This window comes from Enterococcus sp. AZ196, from assembly GCF_050498845.1.
Taxonomy (GTDB): Bacteria; Bacillota; Bacilli; order Lactobacillales; family Enterococcaceae; genus Enterococcus_A; species Enterococcus_A murrayae.
Genome location: NZ_JBIPAM010000001.1, coordinates 1,200,265 through 1,216,235, shown reverse-complemented (window position 1 = coordinate 1,216,235; position 15,971 = coordinate 1,200,265). Strand labels below are relative to the sequence as shown.

16 protein-coding genes and 1 tRNA gene are annotated in these 15,971 nt (G+C 39.7%); 13 read left to right on the top strand and 4 right to left on the bottom strand.

Going from position 1 to position 15,971, the window contains the following annotated elements; genetic code table 11:
- Window positions 1–83 precede the first annotated feature (83 nt).
- Window positions 84–1,973: a BglG family transcription antiterminator gene (locus IGI67_RS05990; protein WP_429957095.1), complete on the top strand. Its 1,890-nt coding sequence runs from the start codon at window positions 84–86 to the stop codon at window positions 1,971–1,973.
- On the top strand, window positions 1,966–2,598 hold the full coding sequence (locus IGI67_RS05985) for a YczE/YyaS/YitT family protein (protein ID WP_429957094.1): 633 nt from the start codon (window positions 1,966–1,968) through the stop codon (window positions 2,596–2,598). The genes IGI67_RS05990 and IGI67_RS05985 overlap by 8 nt, the downstream gene beginning before the upstream one ends.
- Window positions 2,599–2,722: 124 nt before the next feature.
- Here IGI67_RS05985 and IGI67_RS05980 read toward each other — a convergent pair whose 3' ends face one another.
- A complete protein-coding gene (locus tag IGI67_RS05980; RefSeq protein ID WP_429957093.1) occupies window positions 2,723–3,583 on the bottom strand; it encodes a MurR/RpiR family transcriptional regulator in 861 nt (286 codons plus the stop codon).
- Between the two features lie 294 nt (window positions 3,584–3,877).
- Between IGI67_RS05980 and IGI67_RS05975 the strand changes: the two genes are divergently transcribed.
- The 9 genes from IGI67_RS05975 to IGI67_RS05935 all read left to right on the top strand — a co-directional run bounded on the left by IGI67_RS05975 (window position 3,878) and on the right by IGI67_RS05935 (window position 11,455).
- Window positions 3,878–4,876 (top strand): D-isomer specific 2-hydroxyacid dehydrogenase family protein, encoded by a 999-nt coding sequence (locus IGI67_RS05975; protein WP_429957092.1) that lies wholly within the window; start codon window positions 3,878–3,880, stop codon window positions 4,874–4,876.
- Window positions 4,877–4,889: 13 nt separating this feature from the next.
- Window positions 4,890–5,993 (top strand): iron-containing alcohol dehydrogenase family protein, encoded by a 1,104-nt coding sequence (locus IGI67_RS05970; RefSeq protein ID WP_207107051.1) that lies wholly within the window; start codon window positions 4,890–4,892, stop codon window positions 5,991–5,993.
- 14 nt (window positions 5,994–6,007) lie between these two features.
- Window positions 6,008–6,850, top strand: coding sequence for a PTS mannose/fructose/sorbose/N-acetylgalactosamine transporter subunit IIC (locus IGI67_RS05965; protein WP_429957091.1), 843 nt, complete (start codon window positions 6,008–6,010; stop codon window positions 6,848–6,850).
- Window positions 6,851–6,873: 23 nt separating this feature from the next.
- Window positions 6,874–7,746, top strand: a complete 873-nt coding sequence (locus tag IGI67_RS05960; protein ID WP_207107049.1) for a PTS system mannose/fructose/sorbose family transporter subunit IID — start codon at window positions 6,874–6,876, stop codon at window positions 7,744–7,746.
- An 80-nt stretch (window positions 7,747–7,826) separates the two neighbouring features.
- On the top strand, window positions 7,827–8,333 hold the full coding sequence (locus IGI67_RS05955) for a PTS system mannose/fructose/N-acetylgalactosamine-transporter subunit IIB (protein WP_207107048.1): 507 nt from the start codon (window positions 7,827–7,829) through the stop codon (window positions 8,331–8,333).
- Window positions 8,334–8,366: 33 nt separating this feature from the next.
- The gene (locus IGI67_RS05950; RefSeq protein ID WP_207107047.1) at window positions 8,367–9,239 is read left to right on the top strand and encodes a hypothetical protein; all 873 of its coding nucleotides are present in this window, start codon (window positions 8,367–8,369) and stop codon (window positions 9,237–9,239) included.
- 16 nt (window positions 9,240–9,255) lie between these two features.
- Window positions 9,256–9,699: a PTS sugar transporter subunit IIA gene (locus IGI67_RS05945; RefSeq protein ID WP_429957090.1), complete on the top strand. Its 444-nt coding sequence runs from the start codon at window positions 9,256–9,258 to the stop codon at window positions 9,697–9,699.
- A 23-nt stretch (window positions 9,700–9,722) separates the two neighbouring features.
- On the top strand, window positions 9,723–10,790 hold the full coding sequence (gene uxuA, locus IGI67_RS05940) for a mannonate dehydratase (RefSeq protein ID WP_207107045.1): 1,068 nt from the start codon (window positions 9,723–9,725) through the stop codon (window positions 10,788–10,790).
- 26 nt (window positions 10,791–10,816) lie between these two features.
- Window positions 10,817–11,455, top strand: a complete 639-nt coding sequence (locus tag IGI67_RS05935) for a bifunctional 4-hydroxy-2-oxoglutarate aldolase/2-dehydro-3-deoxy-phosphogluconate aldolase (protein WP_207107044.1) — start codon at window positions 10,817–10,819, stop codon at window positions 11,453–11,455.
- A 268-nt stretch (window positions 11,456–11,723) separates the two neighbouring features.
- Here the strand turns inward: IGI67_RS05935 and IGI67_RS05930 are convergent, their stop codons facing one another.
- Together IGI67_RS05930 and IGI67_RS05925 are read right to left on the bottom strand one after the other, a co-directional pair.
- Window positions 11,724–12,383, bottom strand: a complete 660-nt coding sequence (locus IGI67_RS05930) for a C39 family peptidase (protein ID WP_207107043.1) — start codon at window positions 12,381–12,383, stop codon at window positions 11,724–11,726.
- 67 nt (window positions 12,384–12,450) lie between these two features.
- Window positions 12,451–14,370 carry an ABC-F family ATP-binding cassette domain-containing protein gene (locus IGI67_RS05925; protein WP_429957089.1) on the bottom strand — a complete coding sequence of 640 codons (1,920 nt, stop codon included), beginning with the start codon at window positions 14,368–14,370 and terminating at the stop codon, window positions 12,451–12,453.
- Between the two features lie 202 nt (window positions 14,371–14,572).
- Here IGI67_RS05925 and IGI67_RS05920 point away from each other — a divergent pair, with 202 nt between their 5' ends.
- Window positions 14,573–15,211, top strand: coding sequence for a redox-sensing transcriptional repressor Rex (locus IGI67_RS05920; protein WP_207107041.1), 639 nt, complete (start codon window positions 14,573–14,575; stop codon window positions 15,209–15,211).
- 64 nt (window positions 15,212–15,275) lie between these two features.
- Here IGI67_RS05920 and IGI67_RS05915 read toward each other — a convergent pair whose 3' ends face one another.
- Window positions 15,276–15,614, bottom strand: coding sequence for a thioredoxin family protein (locus tag IGI67_RS05915; RefSeq protein WP_429957088.1), 339 nt, complete (start codon window positions 15,612–15,614; stop codon window positions 15,276–15,278).
- A gap of 132 nt (window positions 15,615–15,746) precedes the next feature.
- Between IGI67_RS05915 and IGI67_RS05910 the strand changes: the two genes are divergently transcribed.
- Window positions 15,747–15,817, top strand: a tRNA-Gly gene (locus IGI67_RS05910).
- Window positions 15,818–15,971: the final 154 nt, after the last annotated feature.

The window sequence follows — 15,971 nt, the reverse complement described above, 5'->3', positions numbered from 1 at the left end:
TTCTTTGTCAGTTCATCGTAAGTAAATCGATAAGGATTTAGAAAGTATTTCTCTTAGAATGAGTAAGCTGTGGAGGTGTAAATGTGCTGACGAAAAAAGAAAAAGAGCTGATTGCATACTTGGATAAGAAGGCGCGATGGATTACCTCGGATGAATTGGCTGAGTTTAGTAATTGTACGACCCGCACGATCCGAAATCGGGTTGCCAGGATCAATCAGAAAAATCCGGAACTCATTTTGACCAGCCATTTAGGCTATCAACTGAATGCAGAAATAAAAGTACAACTGAATGGCACAGAGGATCGCAAATCTCGGATTTTCTTGGAGCTGTTGAAGCACTCTTCCGAGGGTGTAGATTTTTATGAGCTGGCTGAAAAGCTTTTTATCTCTGAATCAACGCTGAAAAATGATATCCAGCAATTAAAAAAAGAAATCACTAATGATGCGATTCAAATTGTTTTTGAACAGGATTATATCAAACTAACTGGTCCAGAGAGGGCGAAACGGCGCTATCTTATTTCACTTTTATATAACGAGAGTGATCTTCAGGAAAAACTAAAAGCAAGTATCCAGCAAATGATCGGCTATATCTCATTGGAAAAACTGCAGCAAACGATCCAAGAGGTCCTGACTGAACACGCCATTCAAATCAATCAATACTCATTGAATAATATCGTCCTGCACTTTGCCATCAGTATCGAGCGCATTCGCCAGGGACATAGCTTGAAGAAGAGCGGGGCAAATAAACAAGGAGAACCGGAATTTTTAATTGCTGAAGAAATCAGCGATAAGCTGGCGCAACAATATGATATTCATTTTTCTCAAGCGGAGTTAGAGCAATTGTCCTTATTATTTATCGGGATGCAAAATGAAACCTTGACGAAGCAAAACAATCAGCAGCTATCCAGCTTTGTAGATCAAAAAATCATCACAGCTTTACAGGATGTTTTAGCAGAGGTAGAGCGAACCTATTTGGTCGAGCTGCACGATGAGGAATTTTTCAATAAACTGGCGATTCATTTGCAGAGCCTGTATTATCGTTCACACTATGAAACCTTCACCCGTAATAGCAGCCTGTTGGATTTAAAAACAGCTTATCCGTTAACCTATGATTTAGCGGTGTACATCTCTTCCTTGATCCAAGATCGTCTGGATATTTGGTTCAATGATGATGAAATTTCCTTCATTGCTTTACATATTGGGGCTTTTCTTGAAACACAGAAGCATTTTCGCAATCAAGTGACAATCCAGCTGATCGTGAATGATTATCATAATATTGCCAGAAATTTGAGCAAACAGATCGAAGAACGCTTCGGAGAAAATTTAACTGTTTTCGTTACGGAAAAGTGGCAATCAGCAACTGCCGATTACGATTTACTGTTGACCACAGATCGCGAGACAGCTTCGGAATATGCTGGGTCCGTTTTTATCCATCCATTTTTAACCAGTAAGGATATCAAGAAAATTGAGAAACGAATCCATTCGCTAAAATCACAGCGTGAAAAACGGCGCATGTATCAGGCTATCGAAAAATTTATTTTGCCTAATCTATATTTTAATCAAATTGATCCCGCTGGTTTAAAGCCGATCGAAATCCGCAAACAAATCAATCAGCAAATGGTAAATGAAGGGTTCGTAGACGATCAATTTTTCGAAAAAGTAGAAAAACGCGAGCGAATGTCTCCGACAAGTTTTCCTTCTGGGATCGCGGTACCTCATTCGGTGGAGCTAGAGGCTGCAAAAAGCGGTGTTGCAATCATGACATTGCAAGAACCGCTGGTTTGGGCGGATCACACAATCAAGCTGATTGCCTATATTGCCATCAACAAAAAAGAAGCCAATGAGTTCAATGACTTTTTTGAAAAATTTATTGAGATTGTTTCAGAGCCGATCCATACAAAGCAGCTGAGTATGAGTGAAGATTATGACGAATTCATATTACGATTAAAAGCGCTGGTAGATGCCGATGAGTAAAAACTTTTTTCTTCGTATATCCTGGGTCATTGTCGGGACGATTTTAATGGGAATAGGGATCGAAATAATTGTGAGCGCAAATCGAGGCTTTGATTCAGTCAGCACCTTGATTTTAGGACTGATGAACTATTCAACGATTTCCTTTGGACGCTGGAGTCAGCTGCTCAGCTTACTATTTTTGCTGCTTACTTTTTTATATAAACGAAGGATGCTGGGGATCGGCAGTATTATCAATACGTTATTAGTAGGTGAAACGATCAATCAAACTGCTTCAGTTATTCAATCAATCGCTTTTTTTCAAAATAATAGTTATGCTTCATTCTCGGGGTTTTGTATTATGGCGCTGGGAACGGCAATTTATTTAAGCGGAGGATTAGGCTCGGGCCCGTTAGAAGGTATGATGTTTTGTATTTGCGAACTTTTTAAGATATCTTTGCAAAAGGGCAGAGTACTATTAGACTTAGTTATTGTTGCTTTCGGTATTTTACTAGGCAGTACCTTTGGAGTTGGCACACTATTTGCCATTTTTCTATTAGGACCAATGATCCAGGGCTGTCTCTCATTTATAAAATTCCTTAAGGCGACTACTTGCTTTCGTGAGAAGAAAAAGCAATTGTCGGAATAAAGCAGTGTATGACAAAGCTAGTTATTCATTTAAAAATAGTGATCGTTGTTGATTTTCTCAATACAAAATAAACATCCACTTATGATTTGTTTGGCCAAACGCAAACAATCATAAGTGGATGTTTTTAATCTGTTTTATTCTCTTTAAGACTTTGAATGACTTCTCTAACTTTCGAGATTGTATTTTGAGCATTGTTTCGATTGTGGAACATCAAAATCACATAGAGAGAATCAATGATACTTAATTGAGCAATCCGGGAAGCCAGTGCCTCCGAACGAAATTCGATTTCCTCAGAGAGTGATATGAACACCACATCCCCCAATTTGGCTAAAGGTGAGTTAGCCTGACTAGTCACAACAATTACTTTTGCGCCATTTTTTTTAGCGGCTTCCGCAATATGAATGGTTTCCTTGGATTTTCCTGAGTGAGAGATAAACATGGCGCAGTCTTCTTCTGTAAGTAAAGAAGCCTCCATTAATTGAAGATGATAGTCCGTACTGTGACCCACAGGTATTGGAGATCGTAAGAATTTATGATAGGCATCTGTTGCAACGATTTCCGATCCGCCCACACCAAAAAAGTAAAGCCGGCGTGATTCAGAAATCATCCTCACTGCTTTGTTTAAATCTGCTTCCTTTAACAGTTTTTTGGTATCAGTCAAAGTAGTCATATTTGAATCAAAAACTTTTTGTGCCATTACTAATTCAGAATCGTCTTTTTGAACATTTTCGTGAATCGTAATGGCGGACAAATCATTTTCTTGCTTCAACATGGCCATCTTAAAATCTTTAAACCCATTAAAACCCAATGTTTTTGTGAATTGGAAAAAAGTAGAATCGGCAATCCCAAGTTCAGCAGCAAGGTCGCTAATGGAGCTGTGACTCACTTTGCTCGGATTTTCTAAAATATAATCGGCAATCGCTTGTTCTTTCGGACTGAAGTCTTTATATAATGACTTTATTTGTAAGTGAATAGGGCTAGACATCTGCATCCCTCCTTTATTCAGTAGTATGTACTCATAAGATACTAGTAAACGAAAAAAAAATCAACAAAAATATTTTTTATTTTTTATGTTTACAAAAAAATATTTTTTTGTATAATGAAGTCATAGAGTTGAATGCGTTATCAGAAATCGGTTCCCATATGGCAGTTTGATATGAAGACCGATTGGAATGATGAAAAAAAGGAGCTGAGGCGAATAAGAATAGCTAATTAAGTGGTTGTATAAGTGGATTTGTCAGTCATGAAGAGTCAAACGAGACAAAAAGGAGCTTTAGTGATGGGAAAATACAAAATTGCGATTGTAAATTCAAGTAGTTTCGGCAAAATTTTTCACGACCAGCTGGAACGACTTGAAAAAATCGGCGAGGTTCGTTCATTTACAGTAGATGGAGAGATCGCTGGACGTGAGTTGGCAGAGCTGTTGGCTGGATACAATATCATTATTGCAAGTGTCACACCATTTTTTACTCAGGAATTTTTTGATCATAAAGATGAACTTATTTTAATTACAAGACATGGGATTGGCTACAACAATATAGATATTGAGGCAGCGCGCAAGCATGACACGCTCGTTTCGATCATCCCGGCTTTAGTTGAACGGGATGCAGTGGCGGAGAACAATATCACCAATCTGTTGGCACTTTTAAGGAAAACTGTTGAAGCAGATTTGAGTGTGAAGAATGATAGCTGGGAGGATCGTGCCAATTTTGTTGGACGGACATTGTTTAACAAAACAGTTGGCGTTATCGGTGTAGGAAATACCGGCAGCTGTGTAGTTGAAACATTAAGGAATGGGTTTCGCTGTCATGTTTTGGCGTACGATCCTTATAAATCAGCCCTGCATATTGAAAGCTATGGAGCAAAAAAAGTCGATCTGCCAGAATTATTAAAGGAATCAGACATCATCTGTCTTTGCGCCAGCTTAAATGAAGAGAACTATCATATGATCTCGACTGATGAGATTAAGCAGATGAAGGATAATGTTTATCTTTCAAATAGCGCTCGCGGCGCATTACTTGATGAAGAAGCAATTGTCAGCGCTTTAAAGACCGGTAAAATCGCAGGCCTGGCAACAGATGTTTTAGAAGAAGAGCCTGGTCGAAAAGATCATCCTTATCTGGCTTTCAATAATGTAGTGATGACTCCTCACACATCTGCTTATACGATGGAATGTTTACAGGAGATGGGAGCGAAATGTTTGCGAGACGTGGAAGACGTGGTTGCTGGTAAAGTACCTGAGCGCTCCGTTCAAGCAGTCAGCAAATTAGTCAGCTAGAGGGAGGACAAAAATGTTAACCGATTTAAAGGTCAAAGCAGGTCCTCAGTTTTATCGCTATCATGTTGGTGCGATTGACTTTGTCCCTGAGCTATTGCAAGAATTTTCAGCAAAAAATGTACTGGTCGTTCATGGTCAGGTCTCATTTGAAAAAGCCAAACCTTATCTGAGCTTTTTAGCTGAAGAGAATTATCGTTTTCATTTCCTGCAATATACTGGTGAATGCAGCTACTACGGTGCAGAACGAATTGCGAAAGTTGTAAATGAGAATCAGATTAATTTCATTATTGGTGTTGGAGGCGGAAAGCTGACGGATTTGGTTGGCTATGCAGCTCATAGCTTAAATGTGAATTTCGGTGTGATCCCCACGCTTGCCAGCAATTGTGCACCTTGGACACCACTTTCGGTCATGTACAAGGAAAGCGGAGAATCAGAAGGGAAAACGGAGCACTTTCTAAGACAAGCGGCCTTTTTCATTACGGATCCTAAGTTGATCATCGATGCGCCGATCAATTACTTTGTTGCCGGATTAGCAGATACGATTGCGAAATGGTATGAGTCTGACGCCATTTTGCAGCAAGAGCATTTGATAAATGAACCTTTCTTACAATTAGCCGGCTATACCTCAGAGCTTTGTAAAGCCGCCATTTTAAATAACTCTGCGAAAGCAATCAAAGACATGAAAGAAGGCAAAGTGACAGAAGAATTTATTCATCTATCCGAGATTGTCTTCGCGGTTGCAGGGCTAGTTGGCGGTTTAGGGGATAAGTACGCTAGAAACGCAATCGCTCATGCCATGCATGATGGAATGAGCAAATACCTTTTGGAAAGCCATGCTTTCCTGCATGGCGAAAAGGTTGCCTACGGTATTTTCTACCAGCTGGCGGTTGAAAAGAAGTGGGAACAAATCGACCTGTTATTGCCATTTTATCAGGAACTGGGCTTACCAATGTCCTTGAAACAGATGAAGCTTTTTCCGAAAGACGAAGCTGTTATCGATCAAATCGTCGCATTCATTGATTCGAAAGAAAAAGTTCATCTGCTGCCGTTGCCAATAACGACTGATTTGTTGAAGAAATCGATTTTTGAGTTAGAAAATTATATGAATAAGAGTTAAAAGAGGAGGAAATTATGGATACTTTAAGTGTAATGCAGAGTCTGTTGATTGCTTTATGGGTCGCTGCGGTAATGTCAAGGTGGTTAGGAGGCGGCGCGACGCTGACTTTACGATTCTCACCTCTTATGACAGGCTTGATCGTCGGAATCGTCATGGGAGATGTTGCGCAAGCAATGATCGTTACAGCGGCTTTGCAAATGATTTATATGGGTGTTTTCTCACCTGGGGGCTCCATGCCGGCAGAACCTTCAATTGCTGCGGCGATTGCTGTGCCAGTAGCTTTATTAGGTAATTTAAAGCCAGAAGCAGCAATTGCGGTCGCTGTACCGGTTGGACTGTTAGGGAGTTATTTGTACCAATTCCGCTTTTTCATTAATACATTCTTAGGGAAATATACCGATAAGGCGGTTGAAGATTTGAATGCGAAAGCAATCAAGCGTTCAATTATCTTATATCCAACGATCGCTTCCTTTGTTCTATTTGTACCATTAGTATTTATTGCTCTTTATTTAGGCGCACCTATTATTGCAGATGTGATCAATGCTTTAGAAGGAACCGTAGTTATTCATATTCTTGAAGTAGTTGGTGGTGGTTTAGCAGCCATCGGTATCGCAACAACGGTATATGTCATTGGTCGAAAGGATTATATGGTTTTCTTCTTCTTGGCCTATTTCATGAGTGTTGTACTGAAATCACTTGAAATTACAATGGTAACTTATGCAATCTTTGGAATCTTGATTGCGTTGATCTTCGTTCAATCGCAAAAAGGCAAAGGGGCAGCACCTGTCGCTGAATCAGCAGGCCAGAGCGCATCTGCCACCTTCGATGATGACGACGATTATGATGACGGATTTTAAGAAAGTACAAGGAGGACGAGAAGATGACTGAAGTATCAACTAATCAAGCTGCAACGAATAATAATCTAGCCCCTGAAGAAATTACTAGCAAAGATGTCACTAAAGCGTATTTAAGATGGCATTTCGCTAATGAAATACCGCATTCTTTTGAACGCTATTTGGCACCATCATTGCTTTATGCCATGATGCCGATCCTAAAAAAACTCTATAAGGATGATGATGCGTTAAAAGCCGCATACAAACGGCAGCTTCTGTTTTTCAATACACAGTTGAGCTGGGGCGGCGGTGTTATCACAGGCCTGATGTCTTCGATGGAGCAGCAGCGGGCGCAAGAAGAATATGAAAACAAAGAAATTTTGATGCAAGATGATTTGATGTATAACACAAAAGCAGGATTGATGGGAGCATTAGCCGGAATTGGTGATGCGATCGATTCAGGAACTGTGCAATATATCTTTATTGCAATCGCTGTTCCTTGGGCACAGCAAGGAAGTGCGTTAGGCGCGTTGTTCCCATTCGTTTTCTTTGCGCTTTATCAAGCAGCGTTGGGTGTATTCTTTGCTAGACAATCCTTTACAATGGGACGTAATGCAACAGGTTTGATGCAAAGTACGGGTGTTCAAACAGCGATTGAAGCACTTTCTGTACTTGGTCTGTTTATGATGGGGATTTTAGCCGGTAACTATGTAAAAGTGGAATCGACACTGAAATTTGCGATCTCAGGAAGGAAATTCGTTATCCAAGAAATTCTTGATCAGATTGTGCCAGGTATTCTACCTTTGGCTGTTGTTATGGGTGTGTATTGGTTCTATACGAAAAAAGGGCTGAAGGTGACCCAGGCATTACTTTGGTTGACCTTGATTCTAATTATTTTAGCCGGTGTCGGAATCTTATAATTTAGAAAAGAGGCTCTATTCTACTTTTCATTGTTAGAAGAATAAAGAAAATACTTAATGTGGAAAAGGAAGTGTGTTAAATGGGCGTAATTAACTTAGCTCGAGTAGACGAACGATTGATTCACGGACAGGTTATGATGACCTTATCGCAAAAAAGTGGAGTAAATTCTATCTTTGTCGTTGACGAAGTAGTAGCAAAAGATAAATTTATGCGCGATTTGTATAAGAATGCTGGCAGCCGGACAGGCCAGAAGACGATCGTAATCACTCCGGAAAAAGCAAAATTCTATTGGGATGAATTCAATTTTAAGGAATATAACTGTATTTTGATCACAAAAACGGTGAGTGTGATTTACGATCTAGTAAAACATGGCGTACCGATGAAAGAGTTGAATATCGGAGGTATTGCGCAAAAGGACCCCGAAAAAGATTTATTAGTCACCAAATCTGTTTACTTAAATAAAGAGGATGCGGAACGATTAAAAGACATGAACGAAAATTATGGCGTCGAAAATATTTATTTCCAAGCGACGCCATCGGCACCAAAATCCAGCTTGAAGGATGTTTTAAAACAATTCGGCTTATAGAATTCACTGACTGAAGAACAGGAGAGAGTGTAGATGGAGCAAACAGAGGTATTCAAAGATTGGCTATTTCGTTACCAATATGTTTATCGGCTGCGTCGGACAGAAAAGAGCAAGAAAAGATTTCTAGCGGCATTGGTGACCGATATTGCAAAAATGCGTAAGGATATTCAAGTAATTGAATATAACCAGCAAAAGAAATATGCTGCTCGAAATGTCTACGTCGGTAACATTAAACAGGCAGATCGCGTGATTTGTACCTTCTATGATACTCCTCCTGAAAGTATCGGGTCTTATCAGCTGTTCAATCGCAAGGACCAGGCCCAAAAGACCACTAAGTTCATTTTGCTCAGCACGATAATTGCGATCCTTTTAGGGATACTAGGTACATTGATTTATATGCGGTTTTCACCAAATTCGTTTAACTTCAATTCACCTAGTACTCTTATGATTATGGCCGTTTACGCAGGCTACTTTGTATTATTCGGAAAAATCACCAAAGGGTTATCTAACCGGAAAACACTGGTTCGCAATACGTCTTCTCTGTTAGCGATGTTAAAAATGATAGCAGAAAATAAGCAAAAAAATATCGCTTATGCCTTTTTAGATGAAGGCAGCTATGGCAATAAGGGCTTGGAGGAATTGCAGAAACAGGTTAGCGGACAGTGCAAAATTTATTATTTAGATAGTGTTGGTTCATCAGCGCCGTTACATTTAGTCGGTAAATCACCGAATGATAAAAACATCAACGGAAAGATAGAATATCAACCGGCAGACCAAAAGGTAAGTTATCTCTTCAGTGCAAGAAGCGATCAGGAAAATGCCGCCTATTATTTAAATCCAGCCGATTTAAAAGCGAAGCAGTTGAACATGGAAAATATTACTGCTGTAACGAGTTTGTTTCAGTAAGAGAATGGAGGGGCATATGTTAGGAATTGTAATTGCCACACACGGAAAATTAAGTGATGGATTGAAGGATGCAGCGGAAGTAATTGTCGGAGCAACCAATAATATTGTTACGGTCAATTTAAATCCTGGAGACGATGTCCAAGAATTAGGAAACCAAATTGAAGCGGCTGTTAAAGAGGTCGACCAAAATGCTGGGATAATCATTCTGACAGATTTAGTCAGTGCTAGTCCTTACAATCAATCCGTTTTGATTACCAATGGATTAGATCCAGCACTTCAAGAAAATGTTTATGTGCTCGGCGGCGTAAACCTGCCGATGTTACTGGAAACGATCAACCACCAAATTTTGAGCATACCCGTGCAAGAAGCTGCACCTGCAATAATGGCACAGGGCGCAGATAGTTTAGATATTTGGCATGTTTCCGAAATTGAGGAAGAGGATGACGAAGACGACTTTTAAATAGGACTAGGAGGCCAGAATTAATGAAATGGGGCTTTAGATGGTATGGAGAGAAAGGCGACTCCATTCCTTTAAATCATGTGAGACAAATCCCCGGTATCAACGGCGTTGTCGGTACATTGTTGAATAAATTACCAGGCGATGTTTGGGAAGTTTCAGAGATACGAGCATTAAAAGAATCTATCGAAAAAGAAAAATTAGAACTGTTAGGAATTGAAAGCGTCGCAATTCATGATGCAATCAAAGCAGGAACAGCTGAACGAGATCATTACATTGACAACTACATTCAAACGATCAAAAATCTTTCTGCTTGCGGTGTAGACTTGATTTGTTACAGCTTTAAGCCGATTTTTGGTTGGGCAAAAACAACGCTTAATTATGAAAATGAAGATGGTAGTTTGGCCTTACTTTACGACCAAGCAGTAGTAGACAATATGGAACCAGGAGACATGTACAAATTGATCAGCAGCCAATCAAAAGGCTTTCAGCTTTCTGGTTGGGAAGAAGAGCGCTTGAACAAGTTCAATTCACTAGTTGAAATGTACGATGGTGTGACAGAAGATGATCTATTTGAGAACTTAAAATACTTTCTTGAAAAAATTATCCCTGTTTGCGAAGAAGCAGATGTGCGAATGGGGATTCATCCGGATGATCCTCCTTGGGAGATTTTTGGTTTTCCGCGAATCACCAAAAATTTGGCTGATTTGCAACGCATCATCAGCATGGTAGATTCCCCATACAACGGAGTGACATTATGTACTGGCGCATTAGGCGCAGACCCAGAAAATGATATGGTAGAAATCGTTCATGCAATTGGTGATCGAATCAACTTTGTTCACTTCCGTAATGTCGAGTTTTTGGGCTATCGCAAGTTCAAAGAAACCGCGCATTTATCCACTGAAGGATCACTTGATATGTATGCAATCATGGAGGCTCTAATAGAAGTCGGCTTTGATGGTGTCATTCGTCCAGACCATGGACGGACGCTTTGGGGCGAAGTAGCAAGACCAGGATACGGCTTGTATGATCGTGCGATGGGGATTACCTATATGCAGGGGCTGCACGAAGCTATTACTAGAAGAAAAGAATAAGAATCTCGTAGAAAGTGAGAGAGAAAATGGCCGTAAATACAGAGCATCAGGTTTATGAACAACTAATGCAAACCAAACTGTTGCCGCTTTACACCGCAACTGATTTAAATTATTTATCCAAAGCTGAAGAGATACTGGTGAGAAATGATGTTCCACTGATCGAAGTGACTTTTCGAAGTGAGCTAGCTGCGGAGGCAATCAAACGATTGTCAGAATCTGAAAAACTCCTAGTGGGAGCAGGGACTGTTCGAACCTTAGCAGAAGCTGAAACCGCTGTTGAAAATGGTGCGTGCTTTGTTGTTTCTCCCGCGGTTGTTCCTGAAGTAATTGAGTATTGCTTGGAACGAGATATTCCCGTTTTTCCTGGAACCGCTACGCCAAGAGATATTCAGCTGGCAGCAGAGTATGGCATCAAAATCGTAAAATTTTTTCCCGCAGATATTTATGGAGGGTTAAAAGCAATTAATGCTTTGAGCGGGCCTTTCTATGATATGAAATTCTTGCCTACTGGTGGGATTAACGAGCAGAATTTTGTCGAGTACCTTGAGAACCCGCACGTATTAGGAGTGGGCGGTTCCTTTATTCTTTCTGAAAAAATTATCAAAGAGGATAATGGAAAGAAGATGGATCAAATTCTTAAGACGTTAGTTGATCAAATCAAATAGCCTCCAACATTAAAAAAAGAAACATTCATGCTGGATTTCTTGAAAAAGAATGAAGGCATGAATGTTTTTGGTTAATTATAATAAGCAAGGCTCTTCATAATAACGCCACATTTTTTTCTAACTTTTATTCAAAATGCTCATAGCTTTTTCAAATAATTGGCGTAAGATGAACTTAACCCTAAAAATAATTCTTTTTCCCCTGTGAAAGCAGGCACCCCCAAAAAAATAAAGCTGGCATATTTCTGCCAGCTTTATTTTTTGTTTTAAGTTAGTTATAAACCCAGGCATTAGCAAGTTGCGGCATCAGCTGATCCAAGGAATATTTTTGTTTATAGTGTTCCTTATCTGGTGAATCATTCGGATCATAAACGATTAATTGATCGCTTTGTAAATCCTTTTTGATCACCATAATGTGTCCGACATCGGTAAACTCACCTGGATTGACAGAGATTACTAATGGTTGGTTTTGATTGATATGTTGTTGGATCTGGCCCTGATCCTTGCCAAGATTTTGTAGGCTCAATCCATAATTTTGAGCGAAGGCAGGGAAAATAGACCAAGCAGTTCCTTGCCCGGCTTCATAATAGCGATTACTGCTCCATTCTAAAATCTCGGTAGGGTATACCGTCCGTTTTTCCTGATAAGAAAGGATCATTGCCAAAGAGGTGATAGCACAGCCGTTCGTAGCTAGGTCATTTTGATCAGAGCCGCTGCCATAGGCCTTATTCGCCCAGCGCGAGTCAGTTTGCAGCAATAAGGGAAAATCCTGCCCATGCTCCTGAAGATATTGATTTGCACTAGCAGAAAAATCTTGTTGACTGCTGACAGCATTATTAAAGTGAAAGAATCGAGAAGAGAGGATACCTAGACTGGCGATCACTAAAAAAAAGCCAAATAAAATTGAAAAAGGGCGAATTTTTCGCCTCATAAAAAACACCTCCACTCTTTCATTAAAACGAAAAAAAGGGAAGGTGTCATCGGTCAAAAGTTGTAAGTTATTCAAATTCTTCTAGTTCTAAGCTGAGTTCTTCCCAGCTGGAAAGCTGTTCTTCTTGCTCCGCTTTTTTTGCCTCTAAATCATTTGTCAGTTCTAATAGTTGGACGTGGTCATTCAAGACATCAGGTTGACTCATTTGTACTTCTAATTCGTCAATCTTTTCATCTAAAGCAGAAAGATTTTCTTCAATTGCTTCGATTTTTCGCCGCAAACTGCGGATTAATTTTTGCTGCTCCTTATCCTGATAGAATTTCTTCTTTGGCGCTTCAACAGGTGCTTCTTCTTTTGCCTGTAATTCGGCGATCTCTTCTTCTTCTTTTTTCTTCTCTAAATAATAATCGTAATCCCCAAGATACAATTTACTGCCTTCAGGAGATAATTCGATCACTTTGTTCGCAATACGATTAATAAAATAGCGGTCGTGGGAAACAAAGAGCAGCGTTCCTTGATAATCGATCAAGGCATTTTCCAAAACTTCCTTATTATCAATGTCTAAGTGGTTCGTTGGTTCATCAAGAATCAAAAAGTTTTCTTTGTTCATAGAGAGTTTTGCTAGAGCAACACGGGCCTTTTCTCCACCACTCAACAGCGGAATCGTCTTTTCTACATCTTCACCGCTGAAAAGAAACCCGCCCAAAACATTACGGATATCTTTTTCAGGAGTAGTAGGGTGTTCATCCCAAAGCTCAGCTAGGATTGTTTTATTTCCATGCAGATCAGCTTGACCTTGATCGTAATAGCCCACGGTAACGTTCGTTCCAAAATGCGGCTCTCCTTTAATAAAGGGAAGCTGTCCAATCAATGACTTCAATAAAGTCGATTTCCCAATCCCGTTTGGGCCGACAAGTGCAATAGCATCTTCACGACGAATATCTAAATCGATGGGCTCTGATAAGGTTTCCTGATAACCAATCGCCGCTTCCTCGACTTGTAAAACCACGTTGCCAGACACTTTGTCGATATCAAACATGAACTTAGCTGATTTCTCTTTCCCATCTGGACGATCCAGGCGGTCCATTTTTTCTAAGGTTTTACGTCGACTTTGCGCTCGTTTGGTTGTTGAAGCACGCACTAAATTACGTGCGACAAAGTCTTCTAGTTTTTCAATCTCGACCTGCTGCTTTTCGTAAGCTTTCCAATCACTGGCAAGCTGAGCTGCCTTTAAATCTAGATAACGGGAATAATTTCCAGTATAATGGCGGATTTTGTGACGTGAGATCTCATATATTTCATTGACCACACGATCCAAAAAGTAACGGTCATGGGAGACAATCAGCAGGGCCCCTGGATATCCTTGCAGATAATCCTCCAGCCAAGCCAAAGTTTCAATGTCTAAGTGGTTTGTTGGTTCATCAAGAATCAAGATGTCAGGTTTAACTAACAGCATTCGAGCTAAGGCTAAACGCGTTTTTTGCCCCCCTGATAAAGTACTGATTTCTTTATCATAAAAGCTTTCATCAAATTTGAAACCATGGAGCACACTACGAATCTCATTCTCATAGCCGTAGCCATTTTGATCATTGAAATCATGTTGAAGCTGGTCGTATTCCTTCAATAGGAAAGCATAACGACTATCGCTTTCTGGCGTCTCACCGATGGCAATTTCAACTTCTCGCATTCGATTCTCCATTTGACGCACCTTATCAAAGGCCTTGAGCATTTCATTCCAAATAGTTTCATGAGAATCTAGGCCCGTGTCTTGAGCCAAATAGCCTAAGCTGGCTTGCTTATTTTTGATAATTTGTCCAGCATCTGGTGCTTCGATAGTGGCAATTATTTTTAGTAGAGTAGATTTTCCCGCGCCATTTCGTCCAACTAAACCGATCCGCGCCTTACTGGCAATCTCGAGATGGATATTTTCAAATAACGTATCCGCACCAAAGTAGCGGGCAACCTGATTTGCTTGTAGTAAAATCATTGGATATCTTCCTTAAATTTATTTTTCCGAATGGATTTAGTCTAACATATTTTTAAGGACGTTGCGATTGGAAGCGGTCATTTCAGCCAATCGTGATTTTTTCACAAAATTTCGAGCAAGTGCGTTGCAATTTCAGTTAGATTATTGCTATTATAGTGCAGTAGTCAACATTTACGAATTTTTTTGATAAAGGAGAGTTATTGTGAAAGAACATTCAATTCCAAAAGCGACTGTTAAACGATTGCCGTTATACTATCGGTATTTGCGTATTTTAAATAATGCTGGAAAAACCAAAGTATCATCTACAGAATTAAGTGAGGCGATCCAAGTCGATAGCGCAACGATCCGTCGCGATTTTTCTTACTTTGGTGAATTAGGTAAACGTGGATACGGATATGATGTTGAAGATTTGATGCATTTCTTTGGAAAGATACTAAATGATGACCAATTAACTAATGTAGCATTAGTCGGTGTTGGTAATCTGGGGAGTGCCTTGTTAAAATTCAAGTTTCACCAAAGCAACAGTATTCGTGTAAGCTGTGCTTTTGATGTTAAAGAGGATATTGTAGGACGCATCGTTGATGGTATTCCAGTATATCCATTGGACAATATGGTGGAACAAATCAAATTACAGCAGATTGAAATCGCGATCTTGACTTTACCGGCCCAACAAGCCCAGCAAGTTGTTGATCAATTAGCTGATGCAGGGATTAAAGGAATCTTGAACTTTACAGCAGCTCGTTTAACGGCACCTGATGATGTCATTATCCAAAGCGTTGATTTAACCAACGAATTGCAAACATTGATTTATTTCTTACACCATAATACAGATAACAAATAAAAGTAAAAGACTGAGCAGGTGTAGTGTCCTCAATAAGGAGGCATTACAATGTGCTCAGTCTTTTTTAAGTGAATAAATTTTGATAATCTGTTGCTTTTGAATCCTTGGGTAATTGTTGTAAAAGCTTTTCCAACGATTTGAAGTCAATGAAACGCGCTTGCCGTGCGATTTCTTTTCCATCATGATAAACCAAAACGGCAGGAACTGTTAGAACCTCAAAGAAGCCGGCTAGCCTTGGTTCATGCATAATATCCATATGGTGAAAAGAAATATCGTAATCCTCAGCAAGTTTTCTTGCTTTTGGTTCATCTACATGGCAAATACTACATGATTCAGAGGAGATGAAGACTACATTATTTGTTTCTTCGGTAAGAGCCTTTTGAACGGTTGATAAATTCTTCATAGAGTCTTCCTTTCTAAAATCAATACTTACTATCTGTAAGATAATCAGATTTGCTTCAATTGTCAATTTTATTGTCTGGTAGAAATAGTTGTTAGATTTAATAAAAAGGTTTATACTCTCTAATGTACTAATGCGGGTGTAGTTTAGTGGTAAAACAGAAGCTTCCCAAGCTTCCGTCGCGAGTTCGATTCTCGTCACCCGCTTTGCTTTAAATTTATTGATTTACCGCCATTTGTGAGGGATGGCGGTATTTTTTTGTCCTCTAACAATTTCACCAGATTTCACCTAATTTCATATGAATCTAAAGAGATATCTAAAGAGATTTATATATCGAATAGCCTCGTTTAGCTTTGCCGC

What these genes read in the sequence shown, in the direction of transcription:
- IGI67_RS05915 (WP_429957088.1), bottom strand. Translation starts at nt 15,614, where the DNA reads ATGAAGAATTTATCAACCGTTCAAAAGGCTCTTACCGAAGAAACAAAT.
- IGI67_RS05930 (WP_207107043.1), bottom strand. Translation starts at nt 12,383, where the DNA reads ATGAGGCGAAAAATTCGCCCTTTTTCAATTTTATTTGGCTTTTTTTTA.
- IGI67_RS05935 (WP_207107044.1), top strand. Translation starts at nt 10,817, where the DNA reads ATGGCCGTAAATACAGAGCATCAGGTTTATGAACAACTAATGCAAACC.
- uxuA (WP_207107045.1), top strand. Translation starts at nt 9,723, where the DNA reads ATGAAATGGGGCTTTAGATGGTATGGAGAGAAAGGCGACTCCATTCCT.
- IGI67_RS05985 (WP_429957094.1), top strand. Translation starts at nt 1,966, where the DNA reads ATGAGTAAAAACTTTTTTCTTCGTATATCCTGGGTCATTGTCGGGACG.
- IGI67_RS05950 (WP_207107047.1), top strand. Translation starts at nt 8,367, where the DNA reads ATGGAGCAAACAGAGGTATTCAAAGATTGGCTATTTCGTTACCAATAT.
- IGI67_RS05965 (WP_429957091.1), top strand. Translation starts at nt 6,008, where the DNA reads ATGGATACTTTAAGTGTAATGCAGAGTCTGTTGATTGCTTTATGGGTC.
- IGI67_RS05955 (WP_207107048.1), top strand. Translation starts at nt 7,827, where the DNA reads ATGGGCGTAATTAACTTAGCTCGAGTAGACGAACGATTGATTCACGGA.
- IGI67_RS05970 (WP_207107051.1), top strand. Translation starts at nt 4,890, where the DNA reads ATGTTAACCGATTTAAAGGTCAAAGCAGGTCCTCAGTTTTATCGCTAT.
- IGI67_RS05975 (WP_429957092.1), top strand. Translation starts at nt 3,878, where the DNA reads ATGGGAAAATACAAAATTGCGATTGTAAATTCAAGTAGTTTCGGCAAA.
- IGI67_RS05960 (WP_207107049.1), top strand. Translation starts at nt 6,874, where the DNA reads ATGACTGAAGTATCAACTAATCAAGCTGCAACGAATAATAATCTAGCC.
- IGI67_RS05980 (WP_429957093.1), bottom strand. Translation starts at nt 3,583, where the DNA reads ATGTCTAGCCCTATTCACTTACAAATAAAGTCATTATATAAAGACTTC.
- IGI67_RS05925 (WP_429957089.1), bottom strand. Translation starts at nt 14,370, where the DNA reads ATGATTTTACTACAAGCAAATCAGGTTGCCCGCTACTTTGGTGCGGAT.
- IGI67_RS05945 (WP_429957090.1), top strand. Translation starts at nt 9,256, where the DNA reads ATGTTAGGAATTGTAATTGCCACACACGGAAAATTAAGTGATGGATTG.